The sequence below is a fragment of the Salinivibrio sp. EAGSL genome (assembly GCF_013366455.1).
Classification (GTDB): domain Bacteria; phylum Pseudomonadota; class Gammaproteobacteria; order Enterobacterales; family Vibrionaceae; genus Salinivibrio; species Salinivibrio costicola.
On the sequence record NZ_JABWMG010000006.1, the window covers coordinates 122,443 to 138,953 of the forward strand.

Here is a 16,511-nt window from a genome sequence, read left to right on the forward strand (position 1 = left end):
GAGTTTTTGCCGTTTTCCGGCAAAAACTGAATGAGATCACTCAATCACACTATTGATATTTAAACTGAATCATTACCGGATAGTGATCAGAAAGCTCATTGTAGTAACCATCATGATAGGTTTGTCCTGCTTCTTGTGGCCACTCACCTTCTAAGTAATCCCAGTACCAGCTATCCTTCGCTTTTAAGCGCACAACCTGCATTTGCGGCTGGTTAACAGGCTTGCCATGATCGCGACTCCATAAAATATAATCTAACGTCGTGTTGTAATTCAGATCATACTCAAAGTGATACGCGTTTGCTTTAGTAAACCAGTTATGTTCAGCGGAGAAAGAGGTCACTTCAGGCTCAGAGAAGCGCAGTGCACCATTAAGTGCCGCTTTCATATCCTTAATTTCATCTTGACGGCTCCATTCCACATTCATATCTCCGCCGACAATCACGGGTTCGTCAGTCGGTATGTCTTTGTTGCTAATAAATTGTTTGATCTCGCCAAGTTGCCCTAAACGAACCTCGTGTTCTTCATCAGACATGCCATCATGCGTGGCTTGTAAGTGCGTACCTATCAAATGGAAGATCTCGCCATTTTTATCGATCTTAGCGTACGCAAACCCCTTATTTGCTTGATAGTCCCAGCTGCCCCGTAAACTGTTATTATAAATGTGCGCTTGCTGAGTCAAAATCGGATACTTGGAAATAATGGTGACGCCACCCCGGACGACGAAAGGAGAGTTAGAGCAATCTCCTGTTAATGCATCCCAACCCTCACCACTGCAATCTTGCCCCACATTGGGCGTTTGGTAAGGATATAGGTTGGCAAGTTGGTTCATTGCTTGCTCTGCTTCAGCGTTGAAGGCTTCGCTAACCAAAATGATGTCGGGCTGGGTATCCATGTCGGCAATCGCAGTCGGTAAACGAGCCGCTCGTTCTGCTTGATCCCAATCTTGTAGGTTGCTCAATTGCATGATGTTATAAGCCATCACGTTAAGTTCGCCAGCATGAGCGCCGACACTTAGCAATAAAGCCGCTACCCCTGAAAACAGTTTTTTTCTGTTCATATTTCCTCTTTGCGTTTTGCTTTCTAATTATGTTTGGTGCCAAGCCCACTCAAAGATTAGAACCCTAACGAAAAGAGGTTAGACCACACCAAGAATCCTTCGTATTTTATGATATGTTTGTAACTAAGATCACACTTGCGTAACAGCGCTGACTATTTCGCTTACTCTTTGGTCAATAGTTGTGTGTCTGTGGTAAACGTATGCTTTCTTAGCATGGTTGCTAGTTCGTGTTGTCGAACAGGCTTAGCAATATAATCATCCATGCCAGCCGCTAAGCATGCTTCTTTATCTTCTGCTGTTGCGTTGGCAGTTAATGCAATAATGGGGATTCGGTCCGTGCGAGACGCTTTACGCCTGATCAGTGCTGCCGCCTCATAGCCGTCCATGACCGGCATTTGGCAGTCCATGAAAATGGCGTCAAAAGGCTGACTGCTCCAAAGGGCTAACGCTTGCTCGCCGTTATCCGCTGATCGCACATTGATGCCTAACTGCGTCAGCATAGCTTCTGTAACGCGTTGATTAACTTTGGAATCCTCAACCACGAGAACATGTAGCCCTGCCAGTGATGTCCCCTTTCCTGTTGAACGCACAATACCCAGCGTGGGCTGTCTTTGTTGAAGGATCCGAACTAAATTAGCTTTTAAATCATTAAATTGATAAGGGCGTCCAAGATAACCTTCAATGCCTGATCGCTCGATGCGCGGTCTATCAATCACATCAGGCGCAGCCGTCAGCATGATAATGGCTGGGCTTCTCTCACCCAATTCAGTGACAATTTGCTCGGCGAGACTAAAGCCATCCATTTTGGGCATGATCTTATCAAGCAAAACGACTTTAAATGGAGATTGGCTATCAAGCCGTTCTTTAATAAGCGGCAACGCATCATCGGGATGCATACAACAGGTCACTTGACAGCCGAGATTACTCAGTTGCGCGGTTGTAATCCGCATATTAAGACGACTGTCATCAACCAGTAGCATTGGCGCGCCCGCGAATAAATACGCCTCTACGGGCGTCGCAAGCGGCACATCTGCACATTCAAAGCGCGCCGAGAACGAGAATAGGCTACCCACATCCACTTCACTTTCTAGGGTGATTCGCCCCCCCATCAGGTTGACAATTTGCTGAGAAATCGCGAGGCCTAACCCAGTACCACCTGCGGTTGCTGCTGAAGCGTCGCCTTGCTCAAACTTACCAAAGATACGATTTTGCGCTTCAATCGGAACACCAGGTCCAGTATCTTTCACTTGAAAACGAAGTACACAAGCGTTTCCCTCATCAAGAACTTTGGTAATCGAAACGGCGACGTCGCCTTGTTCAGTGAATTTAGTCGCATTCCCGACTAGGTTGATCATCACTTGGCGTAATCGCGGTGTGTCACCAACCAGCAAGGGCGATATCTCTGGGTCAATCTCACAGCCAAACTGTAAGTGTTTCTCTTTAGCTCTCAACGTGAACAAGTTTTCCAGATCTTTACCCAACTCAAATACATTGAGCTCTAATGGTTCTAACTCTAACTTACCTGCCTCTATTTTAGAGAAGTCCAAGATATCGTTAATCACATCCAGTAACGACATCGAGGAGGTTTCTAGCATTTCGACGAACTCTTGTTGTTCATCATTCAAACGCGTACTTTTCAGCAGCGATGCCATCCCGATAATGCCGTTCATTGGCGTACGGATTTCATGGCTCATGTTGGCCAGAAACTCGCTTTTTTTGTGGCTGGCCTTTTCGGCATCCAGCTTCTCGTTCTCAACCCGCGATAGCGTTTGGCGAAATTGAGTGACCATAGCATTGTAGCGCGCCTCAAACCCCCACCAACCGCGACATTCTGGTGGGACACTGATTTGATTTGGTAAGCCGTTGTCCCATTGATTCACCTGTTGGTGCAGAGCCGATAATGGTGCGGTGAGATACCGTTGCACTATCCACATTGACGCTATCACGCCCAGCCCTGAAACCCCCAACCAACCTAGAAACGCCCACTTCGCACTCTCTCCTAGATAAGCACGTAATGCGGTATAGTTCGAGGCCACATCAAGCTGGCCAAGTACATATTCATTGCCTTCTTTTTTGGCAATTAATGGCCAACTCATCTGGATCGATTGTTGAGTTGGCTCTACACCACGTTCAATTTGTGTGCTGTCAGCATCATAAACGTGTATGTAATCGATTTCTGGCTGTGCAATAAGTTGTTCAATTTGTTGTTCAAATGCTTGTGTTTCTACTCGCCATAGGTGATCAGTCATGGTGCGGACATCACGGCTGCCAACATCTTGTAACACGCGCTGGACCTGTGATTTATGGGATTGATAATCGGCAAAAAGTAATAGTGATGCGAATAAGGCGATGAGTATTACCCAGCATAGCGCCAGCTTCGTCATCAACGATACTGATAAGGAATGGCGTAAAATGGCTTTGCCTGCTTTCATAATCACCTATTTAATAGAAGAGCTTGCCCTATAAGCATAGAGCCCGTTCGTCGTTGGGGCGAAAAATATCCGGCTAGATACAAGGAAAGGTAGACAAAAAAGCGCTCCGGTTAAAGAGCGCGAAGGGTTTTATTTTCTGAGCGATCAATCCAACACGCCGCGACGTATTTGATCAAGCTCAATCGATTCGAACAGAGCCTTAAAGTTACCCTCACCAAAGCCTTGATTGCCTTTACGCTGGATAATTTCAAAGAAAACAGGACCAATAACTGTATTGGTAAAAATCTGTAGCAAGATGCCAGTATCCGCGTCACCATCAATCAGAACACGAGTATCACGGAGCTCATCAATATTTTCTTCGTGACCGCTAACACGCTGATTCACTTGCTCATAATAGGTCTCTGGCGTATCCATAAACGCCATTCCCCGATCTCGCAGCGTGCGTACTGTTTGATAGATATTCTCTGTCGTCATTGCAATGTGCTGAATACCCTCACCATTGTACGCTTTTAGGTACTCGGCAATTTGTGACTTATCATCACTGGATTCGTTAATCGGGATACGGATTTTTCCGCACGGAGCAGTCAATGCACGAGATTTTAGCCCTGTTTTTTTGCCTTCGATGTCGAAAAAGCGGATCTCTTTGAAATTAGCGATACGATCATAGAAATCAGCCCATACATCCATGTTGCCAATATCGACATTGTGCGTCAGGTGATCGATAACCTTCAATCCTGCATCGGCTTCTTTAAGGCGCGCTTGCCAATCAGGATAGAAGTCGAAGTCAACCTCGTAAATACTCTGATCACCGTAACGATCAACAAAGTAGAGTAACGAGTCGCCAATGCCATATACCGCCGGAATGCTAAGCTCCATCGGACCGATATTGGGCTCAACCACTTTGGCACCTTGTTTTGCCGCGTAAGCAATTGCATGAACAGCATCTTGCACACGGAATGCCATCGCATTCACGCTCGCGCCATGATGCTCTGCAAAGCTTTGTGCCTGAGACTCGGGTTCGCCATTAACAATAAAGTTGGTATCGCCTTGGCGATACAGCCAAACATGCTTGTGTTTGTGCTTGGCAATTTCAGCAAAACCCATCAATGAAAATAGACTTTTCAACGCATCAATACCGGCTTGATCGGGGGCGGTATATTCCACAAATTCAAACCCATCTGTCCCTAATGGGTTAATGGTTTTTACAGGTTTTTGCAGTGTGGATGTCATAATGGTTCCTCCTTGTTGATGCCAGTAGGAATAGCATGACGCCAAAGTAAGCACTAGTAATCCAGCACGCTCAGGTCGTTACAATAGTGTTAACCAATACTGTAATACTTACTGAACAGGAAAAGGAAATCCTCAAAAAGTTGTTTTTTATCAATGTGATAAAACAAAATGGCATGTAAAGAGATTCAATCACCTCTTATACACTTTGTTTACATTGAAGAAACAAAAACAGGAGAAAGGGCGGGGCATTTTAGATGAACGCACCGACGCTCCGAAGAGCGACGGCCAACCAAGTAGGTAAGAGAGGCGTGGCCGATTGATAATGGCTTCCGATGAGCAGAATGTCGGGAAACCAGCGGTCTACAGGTGGGATCCTGTTGAACATCGTCTGCCATCAAGGCTTAAATCTTCAAGCTTTAAACCTTCAAGCTTTAAACCTTCAAGCTATAGCTGGTTTGCTGTGCGTTGGGGGTAACCGTTTTTTGAACTTGGTCCATCAATGCCTGTTGCTGCTGATTGTACGCGTCCGCTTTTGTCTTTTGCGCCTCTTGCTCAGCAACACGATCAATTAAAGCTTGATAGTCGCGTTTATCCTCGCGCTGCTCACTCGATGCGGCAGTCTCTTTTTGCTCCTCCCGCTCTTTACGGATGACTTCAGCGCGTTCTTGCACACTCATCGAGTTATTGAGACCGCCGTTGACCTGATCATCCTGACGGTCACGTTGACGCTGCATATATTGCTGCGACAAAGGTTGCGAGTTGATTGACGTCGGCATAGGTCCTCTCTTAAACAAGGTGACATCTTGATTAAATTTTAGCCTATTTCTCCTCAGATTGATATCACAATGTATGCTTAATACGCTTGCCTTTGGCCCAGTTGTTGCACGTTGATCTTTCAGTGGCGCAACGTTGCGAGAAGAAGCAAAGGCTTAGATGACCAACCGCCCAAGAACCTATTGATCAATACAACAAGGAGAAAAACTATGCTGACCGGTAAACACTGTGTCATTACGGGAGCCGCTCAAGGTATTGGCCGTTCCATCGTCGAGACATTTGTCGAACAGGGAGCACACACCGTTTACGCGCTAGACCGGACTGTAGATAACATGCAAGACTGGCAAAACCATGCCGTAATAAAACCCGTGGCGCTCGATGTCTGCCACAGAGACACTGTCGCCAGCTGGGTGCAGACGTTGCACCAACACAACGCAGTCATCGATGTGCTCGTTAACAACGCAGGGATCACGCGTGATAATTTGCTAACCAAGATGAGCGAAGAGGATTGGGATGCTGTCATTGATGTGAATCTTAAAGGGGTATTTACCATGACACAGGCGATAACACCGCTGATGCTCGCTCAAGAGCATGGCGCGATTGTCAGTTTATCGTCAGTGGTCGGTACCGATGGCAATATTGGCCAAACCAACTATGCCGCTTCAAAAGGAGGTGTCATCGCAATGACAAAAACCTGGTCAAAAGAGCTCGCTCGTCATGGCGCACAAATTCGCGCCAACTGTGTCGCACCTGGATTTATCGAAACGCCTATGACCGCCAACTTAACAGATAAAGTCATCGACATGATGAAAGGGAAGACACCACTCGGGCGAATGGGTACCGCACAAGACATCGCGAATGCGATCAGTTTTCTTGCCAGCGACAACGCGAGCTTTATCACAGGTCAAACACTTAAAGTTGATGGTGGATTAGTCATATAATGACGTGATATTCATCCACAACATTGAGCGTTTTATGACCCCGACACTTCTTATCACTGGCGCGAATCGCGGAATCGGTTTAGCCCTTACCGAGCGGTATCTTGAACATGGCTGGCGTGTTATTGCTTGTTGCCGCTTTCCGGGTTCCGCGCCGCATTTAATGACGCTAAAAAATCACTATGCCTCACTGACAACACAGGCGTTGGACGTGACAGACCACGCCGCAGTGCAACAACTTGCATCAAACCTCAGTGACACGCCCATTCACTTACTGATCAATAATGCCGGTCAATATGGTCCCAAAGGCTATCAGCTAGGAGAAACGGACACAGAGGCGTGGCGAGAGGTGTTAGCGGTCAATACCATTGCGCCACTAGTCATGGCTGAGTCGTTTATCCCACATCTCACGCTTGCCAACAATAGCGGACATACTCCTATTTTCGCCTTCATCTCATCAAAGGTGGGGAGTATGAGCGATAATCAATCAGGAGGGGGTTATATCTACAGAAGCTCCAAAGCCGCTCTAAACGCAGTCGTCAAAAGCTTATCAATTGATTTACGACCAAAAGGGATTCGCACCGTCGCCCTACACCCTGGCTGGGTACAAACCCAAATGGGCGGTCCTAATGCGCTGATTACCGCCGACATCTCGGCGCAAGGGCTCAAGCAAGTTCTCGATACACTCACCGACAGCCAAAGCGGACACTTTTTCGATTATCAAGGCAACACCATTGCGTGGTAGGCCGGTAGCGGTGGCGTTCAAATCGGGAAAAAGGTCATAGAGGCCATACTGTGTACCACTTGATTGATATTACGATTGGTACTGTCCGCCACCATCAGTGCCATCATATCTTGGATCAAGATCATCTGACTCAGTAAGCGCTCATAACTATAATTGGGGACACCATTTGCATTCATGCCGTTACTGAGCAGCAGCAAATGACCTTGATCATCACGACGGTTATTTAACAGCCACGCAATTTTTTCAAGGTTACGTGCACAGTTATAAAGCTTTTGCTGATCAATATCATCGAGTAAGAAGAACTCAGTCTGGTGATTATAGCTAGCGCTTATCATCCCAGTGACACCGGCCATCAGTGCGAATACACGATCCCCCTCGAACTCAGTAGAAAATGCCAGCGGCAACAATGCAATGCCGTCCATTCCACCCAGCTCACGGAATCCATTCTGGGGACGCTGCTCCGCCATTAGCTGGTGAACGCGTTGGTCGATGGTCATTCCGGGCACTTTTTTTAGCTCTCTGGGATTACGTTTATAGAGCTTGATCAGTAGTCGCTCGGTGATCTGACGAATTTCGGCGATATGAATATCGGTAATCAAATCCATATCTGATTTCGCAAGATTTTTTATATCAAACGGCCGTCCCAGCTTTTGTGCACATCCTGTTAGGCTGAGTATCAATAACCCCACCCAAAACCCGCGCATCATAGTGTTATCCTTACATCCTTTGTCGGCGCTAAGGATACGCATTTCACGCCCAGTCGTGGACTGAAAGAGATAACTTTGTATGGAATATCACATTTTTTACGAACAATCAGAATCGCAGTCTCTGTAGCCCCTGCTACACTCTTCAAAAGTGGTCACTCGGAAGAGCCTTATGCGACGCTGTCTCATTCATGCATTTTTTATCACCATCGCATTTAGTGCATGCACTTATGCCACTGAAAATAAAATCATTATATATGCAATACCGCATTGGCCACCATGGAGTGATACCAGTGAGTATCCCTACCAAGGTATTGATGTTGATGTGGTTAATGCTCTAGCGAACAAGATCGCTGTTGATGTAGAAACCGTTCAATGTGCATGGAAACGATGTCTGCGTTTGTTAGAAACGGGTAAAGCAGATATCGCGACAAATGTACTGAAGCGAGCCTCTAGAGAGCGCTATCTTTATTATCTTTCGCCGCCTTATCGAACCAATCTCATATACGCTTTCTATACTCACAAAGGCAGTATGATATCGATTAAACATCAATCTGATTTGTACTCATACTCAGTGTCACTCGAACGAGGCGCCAGCTTTACATCCGATTTTGATAACGACTCGAATATTACTAAACGCCCTGTTAGTCAAATAGACTTTGCGATTAAACAATTAATCAATCAACGTGCAAGTGTGGTGATTGGCGAAAGTCATCAAATTGACTACATGGTGGCGAAGTTCGATCAAAACGATGTGCTTGAAAAGCAGCCTTTGACCTACTCCGAAGCCCTTGAAAGTTACATTGTCCTAAGCAAAACGTCATCAAATTCGCATTTAAAAAAACAGCTTACCGATGCGCTGAAACAACTGGTCGCATCGGGAGAGATAACAGAGATTATAGATAACCATAGCCGCAAAGCTACTCGCACTGACTAACGATTGTTCGTGGTTATTCCATATCGATCATCGCTACGCAATCCATCGCGATCACGCGTTCTTCATCGGTCGGGATCACCCAAACGCCCACCTCACTGTCAGCGGCTGAGATACAGATTTGGTTCAGTTGATTCGCCGATGCATCTAACCTGATGCCAAGCCAACCACATTGGCGCACGACACTGTCTCGTACGGGTGCTGCATGCTCGCCAACACCCGCCGTAAACACCAAATGATCGAGTCCTCCCAAGGCGGCAGTCAAACTCCCGATCTCTCGGGCGATACGATAACAATAATGGTCGATCGCCTGCTGGGCTCTGGGTTTATCACTACGTAATAATGTTTGCATATCACTGCTGATCCCAGACAAGCCTAACAGGCCAGACTCCTTATAAAGGAGTTTGCTTACCTCAGCGACCGTCATTCCTTCTTCACCGATGAGGTGTAAAACCAATCCGGCATCAATTGCGCCACAGCGCGTCCCCATGGGTAACCCTTCTAGCGCTGTAAACCCCATGGTCGATGCAATACTCTGTCCTGCTTGGATCGCACATAAGCTGGCACCGTTACCCAAGTGGGCCACAATCACACGTGCTTGGGGATCATAATTAGGAATCATGGAAGGTAAGCAACGGCAAATATAATCATAGGAAAGCCCATGAAAACCGTACCGTTGAAAGCCGCGATCGTACATCGCATAAGGCAACGCAAATTGGCGAGCCTCTAAAGGCTGCTTCGCATGAAAGGCGGTATCGAAGCAGGCAATTTGAGGCGTACCTGGCAATCGCTCGTCTAGCGCTCGAATGGGTGCGAGGCTATAAGGTTGATGCAATGGCGCCAAAGACGTCAATGCGTCCAGTAGCGTCACTTTATCCGGGTCCAGGCGGGTGGCACAATCATAGTGCATCCCCCCATGAACCACACGATGTCCGACCGTAATGAGGCGTTCGAGCACATTATGCTGCCCTAACCAATCGAGTAACGACATAATAGCCGCCTGATGATCGTTGGCCTCAGCCGGAGCAGTGGCATAGGCATGATTCCCGGCATGCATGATCACCGCGGTTCGTTCTGTCCCTAGTCCAGAGAACTGCCCCCGAAATACACAGACTTGCTGATCCGTGTTGTCAGAATTAGACATTGCGCCAGCGTCGAACAACGCAAACTTTAGGCTCGACGAACCACTATTGATTACGAGTATATTTTTCATCATCCACTAGACACGCGACTTATCGAGCGATTTTCGTTGATAGTCCGCCAGTAATAACGCTAGCGCGCTTGACGCTATTCGCGTTAAAGCGTCATCGGCTCGACTGGTTAACATAATGGGCACTCTTGCGCCCACCACGACACCAGCGCCTTTGGCATCGGCAAGATAGCTGAGTTGTTTCATCAGCATATTGGCCGCTTCTAGATCGGGAGCCATCAAGATATCAGCACGCCCTGCCACTGGCGACTCAATACCTTTTGTTGCACGCGAGTCCTCAGAAACGGCACTATCAAAGGCCAGTGGGCCATCAAGGATCCCACCCGTGATCTGACCACGTTCAGCCATTTTGCACAGCGCGGCAGCATCAATCGTCGCATTCAACTTCGGATTAATCGTTTCAACGGCTGACAATATGGCCACCCGCGGATGGGCGTTCCCGATCGCATGCGCCAGCTCAATCGCGTTTTGAATGATATCGCGCTTTTGCGCGAGCCCTGGGTAAATATTGATCGCAGCATCGGTAATAAATAACGGTCTTGGATAGGTCGGAACATCGAATGCCATTACATGGCTTAAACAACGTTCAGTACGCAATCCTCCCTCACGTTTGACAACCTCGTGCAACAGTTCGTCAGTATGCAACGCACCTTTCATTAATGCTTCAATTTGACCCGCTCGTGCCATTTGCACGGCGCGCTCTGCAGCCGCGTGACTATGCGGAGTATCGACAATTTCGAAGTCCTGAATATCCACTTCGGCGGTGTCTGCAGCGGCGAGAATTTTATCTCTTGGCCCCACCAGCGTTGGAATGATTAGTTGCTGTTTTGCCGACGCAACCGCGCCACGAATAGAACTGTCATCAACGGGGTGGACAACCGCCGTATGCATGGGATCAGGATGATCCGCTGCGGTAAGAATCGCGTGTAACTGCCCGCGCTCAGACAAGCGCACTTCTGGCATGACTGTCCGTTGACGGCTTACTTTTTTAGTGGGGGCTAATACGCGTGCTTCGCCTTCGATGACGGTATCGCCGCGTTGATTTTCGCAGCGACAGGCAAACACAATATGATGGCGTTTATCGTCCATTTGGTCGACGCGTACGATTACTCGAAGTACGTCGCCAAGCATGACCGGTGCTTTAAAGGCTAACGTTTGGCCTAAATAAACCGTCCCAGGCCCGGGTAACTTGGTACCGAGCACCGTTGATATCAATGCGCCGCCCCACATGCCATGGGCAATAATCTCTTGGAAACGGCTGCTTTTGGCAAAGTCATCATCCACATGAGCAGGATTGACATCACCGGACATTATCGCAAAAAGCTTAATGTCCTCCATGGTTAAACGTTTTTCTAAAAACGCCTCATCACCGATTGAAATTTCATCGTACGTCTTATTCTCGATGACCTCCTCGTTATGTGTCCCTGTCATAGTAAGCTCCTTAATCGTCTATAACGTCGAAAAATACGCTGATTTAAAAACGAAGATGATGACCGGCGTCGACGTAGTGCGTTAGCCCTGTCAGTACACGCCCTGCATCAGCGGTAAGGTAAACAACCGCATTCCCCACATCCTGTACCGTTGCCAGTCGACGTAACGGCGATCGCGTTTCACCGTCTACCGCCAACGCTTCAAATTCTTTTAATCCAGAGGCGGCACGCGTACGAATTGGGCCTGGAGAAATGGCATGAACACGGATACCTTGCGGCCCAAGTTCAGCGGCGAGATAGCGCGTGGTCGATTCGAGCGCGGCTTTAACCGGTCCCATCAAGTTGTAATTATCCACGGCTTTTTCTGCGCCATAGTACGACATGTTAAATAATGTGCCCCCAGCTGACATAAGAGGCTCTGCCCGCTTAGCCATGCGAATGAACGAGTGGCAGGAAATATCCATCGCGAGCGAAAAGCCTTCTCGAGAGCAATCCACCACCCGACCGTGTAAATCATCTAACGGCGCAAACGCGATCGAGTGAACAACAAAATCAATCCGCCCCCATTTTTCTTTGGCACGCGCAAATAGCGCATCCAATTGGTGGTCATCTTGCACATCACACAACATCATTTCAGGATCCCCCATTGACGGCTTCAGGGGGGTGACAAAGCGCTCTGCCTTAGGTGACCCATACGTCACCAGTACGTCTGCGCCTGCTTGGTGTAACGCTTGGGCGCAGCCAAAGGCAATGCTATTTTCATTCGCCAGGCCCGCCACAATGCCGACTTTACCTTCAAGTGAGAAAGGATGTTCCACGATGTTCTCCCTAGATTTATAACGAAAGCGTGAGCCGCTCCACGTGAGGCGTTCAACACATAGAGCAGTTACACTAAAAAATGTGCTGCCTACTTTAGAGGACTCACAAGCTTTTAACTTAGACCCAAATCAGGACTAAAGGCAAAATTATAGATGAAATGAGAAGCAATCTTTGTAAGAAAACAAGACACTTTTGCAAAACTTTAATGACAAGCCTGCACAATAGGCTCAATGGAGAGCTTTTACTCAATTTAAGTAGGCGTGTGATAAATGAGCTCTGAGCCCATGACGAAAAAACGCCGCTTTTTATAGAAAAAGCGGCGTTATGCTAGCGTATATCGCGTGAATTTAAGCCAATTCGGCCATTACACATTTTGCAAGATCTGCTGGGCGATAGTACACGGACTTCATGACCTTGCCTTGACGAATCAATTTACCGTCAACCGTCACATCTGTTGCGCATTTGGCAATAATCCCGTCATCTTTGGGGCTTGCCACAACCTCAATGCCTTTTTTCTCATAGTAGGCTTGGGTGTCCGCGAACGCCTGCGCATCGCGGCAAACTTTACTCATATTACTGCTATGCACTTCGTCCCAACAGGTTATGAAATCGATCCCGAGTCGATTAGCAATTTGCAGTAAAATATCAATCATATAACTGACTTCAAGTTGATCACGATACCCGCGCGACCCCATCTGTACGGCGCGTCCCATGAGGACATAAACACTGTCGACGATAGCATCAACTTGTTCAACCAGTGAGTCAGCCTCAGCCAGTTCGGTCATCTCCTCAACCGCCAATGCCGTATGAAGATCATCTGCTTTGTCGTCTAATGAGGTTGGATCGTTACAAGGCAAGTCAAACGTGATTCGAAAGGCTTCAATATCACGGTAAAGGTGGTCGTAAATCGCTTGATCGAGAACTGCAAATTTCATGTTTAAAGCCCTTTGAGAAACAAACACGCATGGCGTCATGCTGGTACACAAGGGGCAATACAATAGCACTGCTGGCGGGGAGTTAAAATCAATTGCGCAGATTCTTTAATATGACCTAGCGCTACAGCGCAAATATTACTCAAGCTTGGTGTCTGCTCGCCGTTACCGTTTTATAATGAGAAAACACGTCAGGCGAATCTCGGCCAAAAGGATTGTTATTATGACCAAACGCTTATCGCTTGCTACGCTTTGTGCGGGCATGTTACTCGCCACAGCAGCACAGGCCCAAACATCGCCACTCAGTATCGGCGCTAGCGCCAGTGTTACCGATGTTAAATACGGATCTCAAACAGAGACAGGTCACACCTGGGAAGTGAATGGCACGTGGCGGCTGACCGATTATACCAGCCTGTATTCAGGGTATGGTGAAACCAGTGCCGACTTTGATAACGCCAATGGTACAGAAACAACGTTGACGTCCACCTATATTCCCGTTGGCGTACAAGTTAACTTCCCTATGACGATCGGCAGTGTCTACCTGCGTGGTGGGGGAAACTACTATCAAACCGAATTTGGGACGGATAAAGACATCGGTTGGGGCGCCAGCGGAACGGTTGGCTTTGAGTTACAACCGACCGTCGGACCTAAAATGAACTTTGAGCTCACCTATGCCGATCGCGGCGATGCCGAAACGAGCTCCGTGAGTGTCGGTACCAGTATCGGCTTTTAACCGCTCATAGCAGGGTGCCAAACAACGGTCGTTACGATATAGATTACCACCGCGCGACATAACGCGCGGTGGTATCATCGAAATACGGCAGACTACATGCCACCAGCAACATCAAATAAACTACCCGTCGAATAAGATGCATTATCTGACAGCAGCCAAGCAATCATTTCTGCTACTTCCAGCGTCGACCCCCCACGACCAAGCGGGATATTATCAGCCACACGCGCGACACGATCAGGCTCTCCTCCTGCCGCATGCATATTGGTATCAATTGGACCTGGGCGCACTGCGTTGACACGAATCCCTTCACGGCCCACTTCTTTCGCTAGCCCCATAGTCAGTGTGTCTAATGCGGCTTTGGTCGCGGCATAATCAACGTATTCATTGGGTGATCCGGTTTTAACCGCTGCGGAGGAAACATTAACGATAGCGCCGCCGTTACCACCACGAGATTGCGCCATGCGATGCACCGCCTCTCGGCAGCACAAAAAGGCACTGGTAACATTGGCTTGAAACATCGCGTTGATCCGCTCCGCATCCATACCGCTGACAGACGATTGCGGCAACATGATACCGGCATTATTCACCAATGCGGTGATATTCCCTAAGCGGTTATCCGCTTCACTGAACAACCGCTTGACACCTTCTTCACTCGACACATCGGCCTGAACGGCGATCGCGTTTACTCCAATCGCTTGAAGTTCATCAACAAGCGCAAAAGCAGATTCACTGTTGCTCAAATAGTTGATGCAAATGGCATAACCACGCTGTGCCAATAACTTCGCCGTCTCGCGGCCAATGCCGCCACTTGCCCCGGTTACAATCGCAACTGGATTCATTGCTACTCCTTTTCGCTCATTCTGCTGATACCGGTGGGTAGTATCCCATTCTCACTGCGCCCCAATGTTTACCTGCAACAAAGAGCGGGACAGAAAGGTCATGCATGACTTCACCGGTATCGCGCTTATAGGTTTGCAGCAGCATGGTATCAGTATGTTGCCCACAACGCCTACCTGTACGGTCATCAAATAAGCGTTTAGTCCGGTTACCGGTGATATCTTGCGCATAATCACCGGTTAATGGCTGACAAAAACGTTGATTATGCGTGGGAACATAACCGTTCGTGTCATTGGCTATCACGTAAACAATATTGTCATCGATGTCCAAAATAGGCTCTTGAATCGGCGGTAATAATCGATCACAAAACGTATCGAAACGGGTGGTGTATTTTTGTGGATGCGTATTGGCAATGGGTTGATAGTGGCGGTCAAACAAATCGGAAGGACTAATCTCGCCCTTCGCAAGGGCCTGTTCAAAAGCCGCTTCAATCCGATCTCGACATACACTCGCCGCTTTGAAAAAACGCTGATGAGGGCTAGCATCGGAGAGCTCAGCAAAAACCGCATTGGTTTTTTCTGCGGTATCCATTAATCCCTCGGCTTCTTTACTCAAGACCGTGACTTGCTCATCACTGATTTCAAGTCCAGATCGGACCTGTACCAGCGCGGATGCAATTTGCTCTAAACTGGCGCTATTCTGTGATGACCCATGGGCTATCTCTTTTACCGCTTCTTCAACCTGATCGGCTCCCGAAGAAAGCTCGGTTAAAATGTACCCGACACGCTCAACATTTTCAGTGCCTGACTCGACATCGGATGACAAGGCTTGAATATGTGCCATCACATTACTCGACTCTGCCATAATGTGTTTTATGATTGTCGCGACTTCACTTGTGCTCTGTGAAGTCCGCTGCGCAAGCTGTCGTACTTCATCAGCCACCACCGCAAAACCACGCCCCTGCTCACCAGCTCGAGCGGCTTCTATTGCGGCATTTAATGCCAGCAAGTTTGTTTGTTCGGCGATATCATCAATAACTTGTGCGACGGCACTGACTTTATTGACGTTGGCGTCCAGAGCTTCAATTCGCGCAACCGTTTCGGCGGTTTTTTGGTTAATATCTCGCATCTCAGCAATGGATGCGGTCAGTTCATTTACACCCTGCTGACTAAGATCCCGCATACGAGTCACTTGCTCAACCGATTCAGTCTCGACTTGGCAAGCACGCGAAAGAGTTTGCTCAATATGTTGCGCTTTATCGGTAATCTCTACCACCGCAGAAAACTGCTCTGTCAAACGAGCCGTTAAAATGTCAGAGCGATGCGAGACTTCTGCGGCCGTCATCGCGTTCATTGTGGCACGCGTTGCTAATCGTCCAACGGTTTCAGTAGGAATGTCTAGTGTAGCGTTTTCAACTGCAGATTCTTGCTCGTGTCGCGGGAACAGATAGAGCTTTACGGCAAGACCTATGCCCACAGCTTGACAGGCCAATATCAACACAACCCATGTAAATTGCGCCGATACTACAACCCATCCTCCAAATATAGACAGCGCACAAACGACGCCAAATGCGACCCAAAATCCCATTTTGTTATCCACTACGATCCTTGTCATTTTCCACCTATAATCCTTATCTTTGGAACGGATTAGCACACTCAGTACGCTAAAAACCTAACGGTTACAGACACCTGCTAATACCGAGAGACTTTCAGCCTTGGTCCATTACAGATGCCATA

Annotated in this window: 15 protein-coding genes; 4 read left to right on the top strand and 11 right to left on the bottom strand. The window is 47.9% G+C overall.

Going from position 1 to position 16,511, the window contains the following annotated elements; genetic code table 11:
• Positions 1-49: 49 nt before the first annotated feature.
• The 4 genes from HLG76_RS05355 to HLG76_RS05370 all read right to left on the bottom strand — a co-directional run bounded on the left by HLG76_RS05355 (position 50) and on the right by HLG76_RS05370 (position 5,495).
• On the bottom strand, positions 50-1,057 hold the full coding sequence (locus HLG76_RS05355; protein WP_025744874.1) for a sphingomyelin phosphodiesterase: 1,008 nt from the start codon (positions 1,055-1,057) through the stop codon (positions 50-52).
• Between the two features lie 161 nt (positions 1,058-1,218).
• A complete protein-coding gene (locus HLG76_RS05360) occupies positions 1,219-3,489 on the bottom strand; it encodes a response regulator (RefSeq protein WP_175993231.1) in 2,271 nt (756 codons plus the stop codon).
• A 144-nt stretch (positions 3,490-3,633) separates the two neighbouring features.
• Complete coding sequence (gene hppD / locus HLG76_RS05365; protein ID WP_077460864.1) at positions 3,634-4,719, bottom strand: 4-hydroxyphenylpyruvate dioxygenase; 1,086 nt, start codon at positions 4,717-4,719, stop codon at positions 3,634-3,636.
• Positions 4,720-5,150: 431 nt separating this feature from the next.
• On the bottom strand, positions 5,151-5,495 hold the full coding sequence (locus tag HLG76_RS05370; RefSeq protein WP_077460863.1) for a hypothetical protein: 345 nt from the start codon (positions 5,493-5,495) through the stop codon (positions 5,151-5,153).
• 207 nt (positions 5,496-5,702) lie between these two features.
• Between HLG76_RS05370 and fabG the strand changes: the two genes are divergently transcribed.
• Positions 5,703-6,434, top strand: a complete 732-nt coding sequence (gene fabG, locus HLG76_RS05375) for a 3-oxoacyl-ACP reductase FabG (RefSeq protein WP_175993232.1) — start codon at positions 5,703-5,705, stop codon at positions 6,432-6,434.
• 34 nt (positions 6,435-6,468) lie between these two features.
• Positions 6,469-7,176 carry an SDR family oxidoreductase gene (locus HLG76_RS05380; protein ID WP_077668994.1) on the top strand — a complete coding sequence of 236 codons (708 nt, stop codon included), beginning with the start codon at positions 6,469-6,471 and terminating at the stop codon, positions 7,174-7,176.
• Positions 7,177-7,193: 17 nt separating this feature from the next.
• Here HLG76_RS05380 and HLG76_RS05385 read toward each other — a convergent pair whose 3' ends face one another.
• Positions 7,194-7,883 (bottom strand): hypothetical protein, encoded by a 690-nt coding sequence (locus tag HLG76_RS05385; protein ID WP_077660611.1) that lies wholly within the window; start codon positions 7,881-7,883, stop codon positions 7,194-7,196.
• Between the two features lie 169 nt (positions 7,884-8,052).
• Between HLG76_RS05385 and HLG76_RS05390 the strand changes: the two genes are divergently transcribed.
• Positions 8,053-8,817, top strand: a complete 765-nt coding sequence (locus HLG76_RS05390) for an ABC transporter substrate-binding protein (RefSeq protein ID WP_175993233.1) — start codon at positions 8,053-8,055, stop codon at positions 8,815-8,817.
• Between the two features lie 13 nt (positions 8,818-8,830).
• Here the strand turns inward: HLG76_RS05390 and HLG76_RS05395 are convergent, their stop codons facing one another.
• From HLG76_RS05395 to HLG76_RS05410, 4 genes are all read right to left on the bottom strand, one after another.
• The gene (locus HLG76_RS05395; protein WP_077774238.1) at positions 8,831-10,030 is read right to left on the bottom strand and encodes an acetate/propionate family kinase; all 1,200 of its coding nucleotides are present in this window, start codon (positions 10,028-10,030) and stop codon (positions 8,831-8,833) included.
• Between the two features lie 3 nt (positions 10,031-10,033).
• On the bottom strand, positions 10,034-11,455 hold the full coding sequence (locus HLG76_RS05400; RefSeq protein ID WP_077669872.1) for a bifunctional enoyl-CoA hydratase/phosphate acetyltransferase: 1,422 nt from the start codon (positions 11,453-11,455) through the stop codon (positions 10,034-10,036).
• Positions 11,456-11,498: 43 nt separating this feature from the next.
• Positions 11,499-12,272 (bottom strand): enoyl-ACP reductase FabI, encoded by a 774-nt coding sequence (fabI, locus tag HLG76_RS05405; protein ID WP_077660608.1) that lies wholly within the window; start codon positions 12,270-12,272, stop codon positions 11,499-11,501.
• Positions 12,273-12,620: 348 nt separating this feature from the next.
• On the bottom strand, positions 12,621-13,208 hold the full coding sequence (locus HLG76_RS05410; RefSeq protein ID WP_077460857.1) for a nucleoside triphosphate pyrophosphohydrolase family protein: 588 nt from the start codon (positions 13,206-13,208) through the stop codon (positions 12,621-12,623).
• 220 nt (positions 13,209-13,428) lie between these two features.
• Here HLG76_RS05410 and HLG76_RS05415 point away from each other — a divergent pair, with 220 nt between their 5' ends.
• Positions 13,429-13,938 carry an outer membrane beta-barrel protein gene (locus HLG76_RS05415; protein WP_021023765.1) on the top strand — a complete coding sequence of 170 codons (510 nt, stop codon included), beginning with the start codon at positions 13,429-13,431 and terminating at the stop codon, positions 13,936-13,938.
• A gap of 92 nt (positions 13,939-14,030) precedes the next feature.
• On the opposite strand, the gene HLG76_RS05420 is transcribed toward HLG76_RS05415, so the two are convergent.
• Positions 14,031-14,777: an SDR family oxidoreductase gene (locus HLG76_RS05420; protein ID WP_021023766.1), complete on the bottom strand. Its 747-nt coding sequence runs from the start codon at positions 14,775-14,777 to the stop codon at positions 14,031-14,033.
• 16 nt (positions 14,778-14,793) lie between these two features.
• A complete protein-coding gene (locus HLG76_RS05425) occupies positions 14,794-16,389 on the bottom strand; it encodes a methyl-accepting chemotaxis protein (RefSeq protein ID WP_077677351.1) in 1,596 nt (531 codons plus the stop codon).
• Positions 16,390-16,511: the final 122 nt, after the last annotated feature.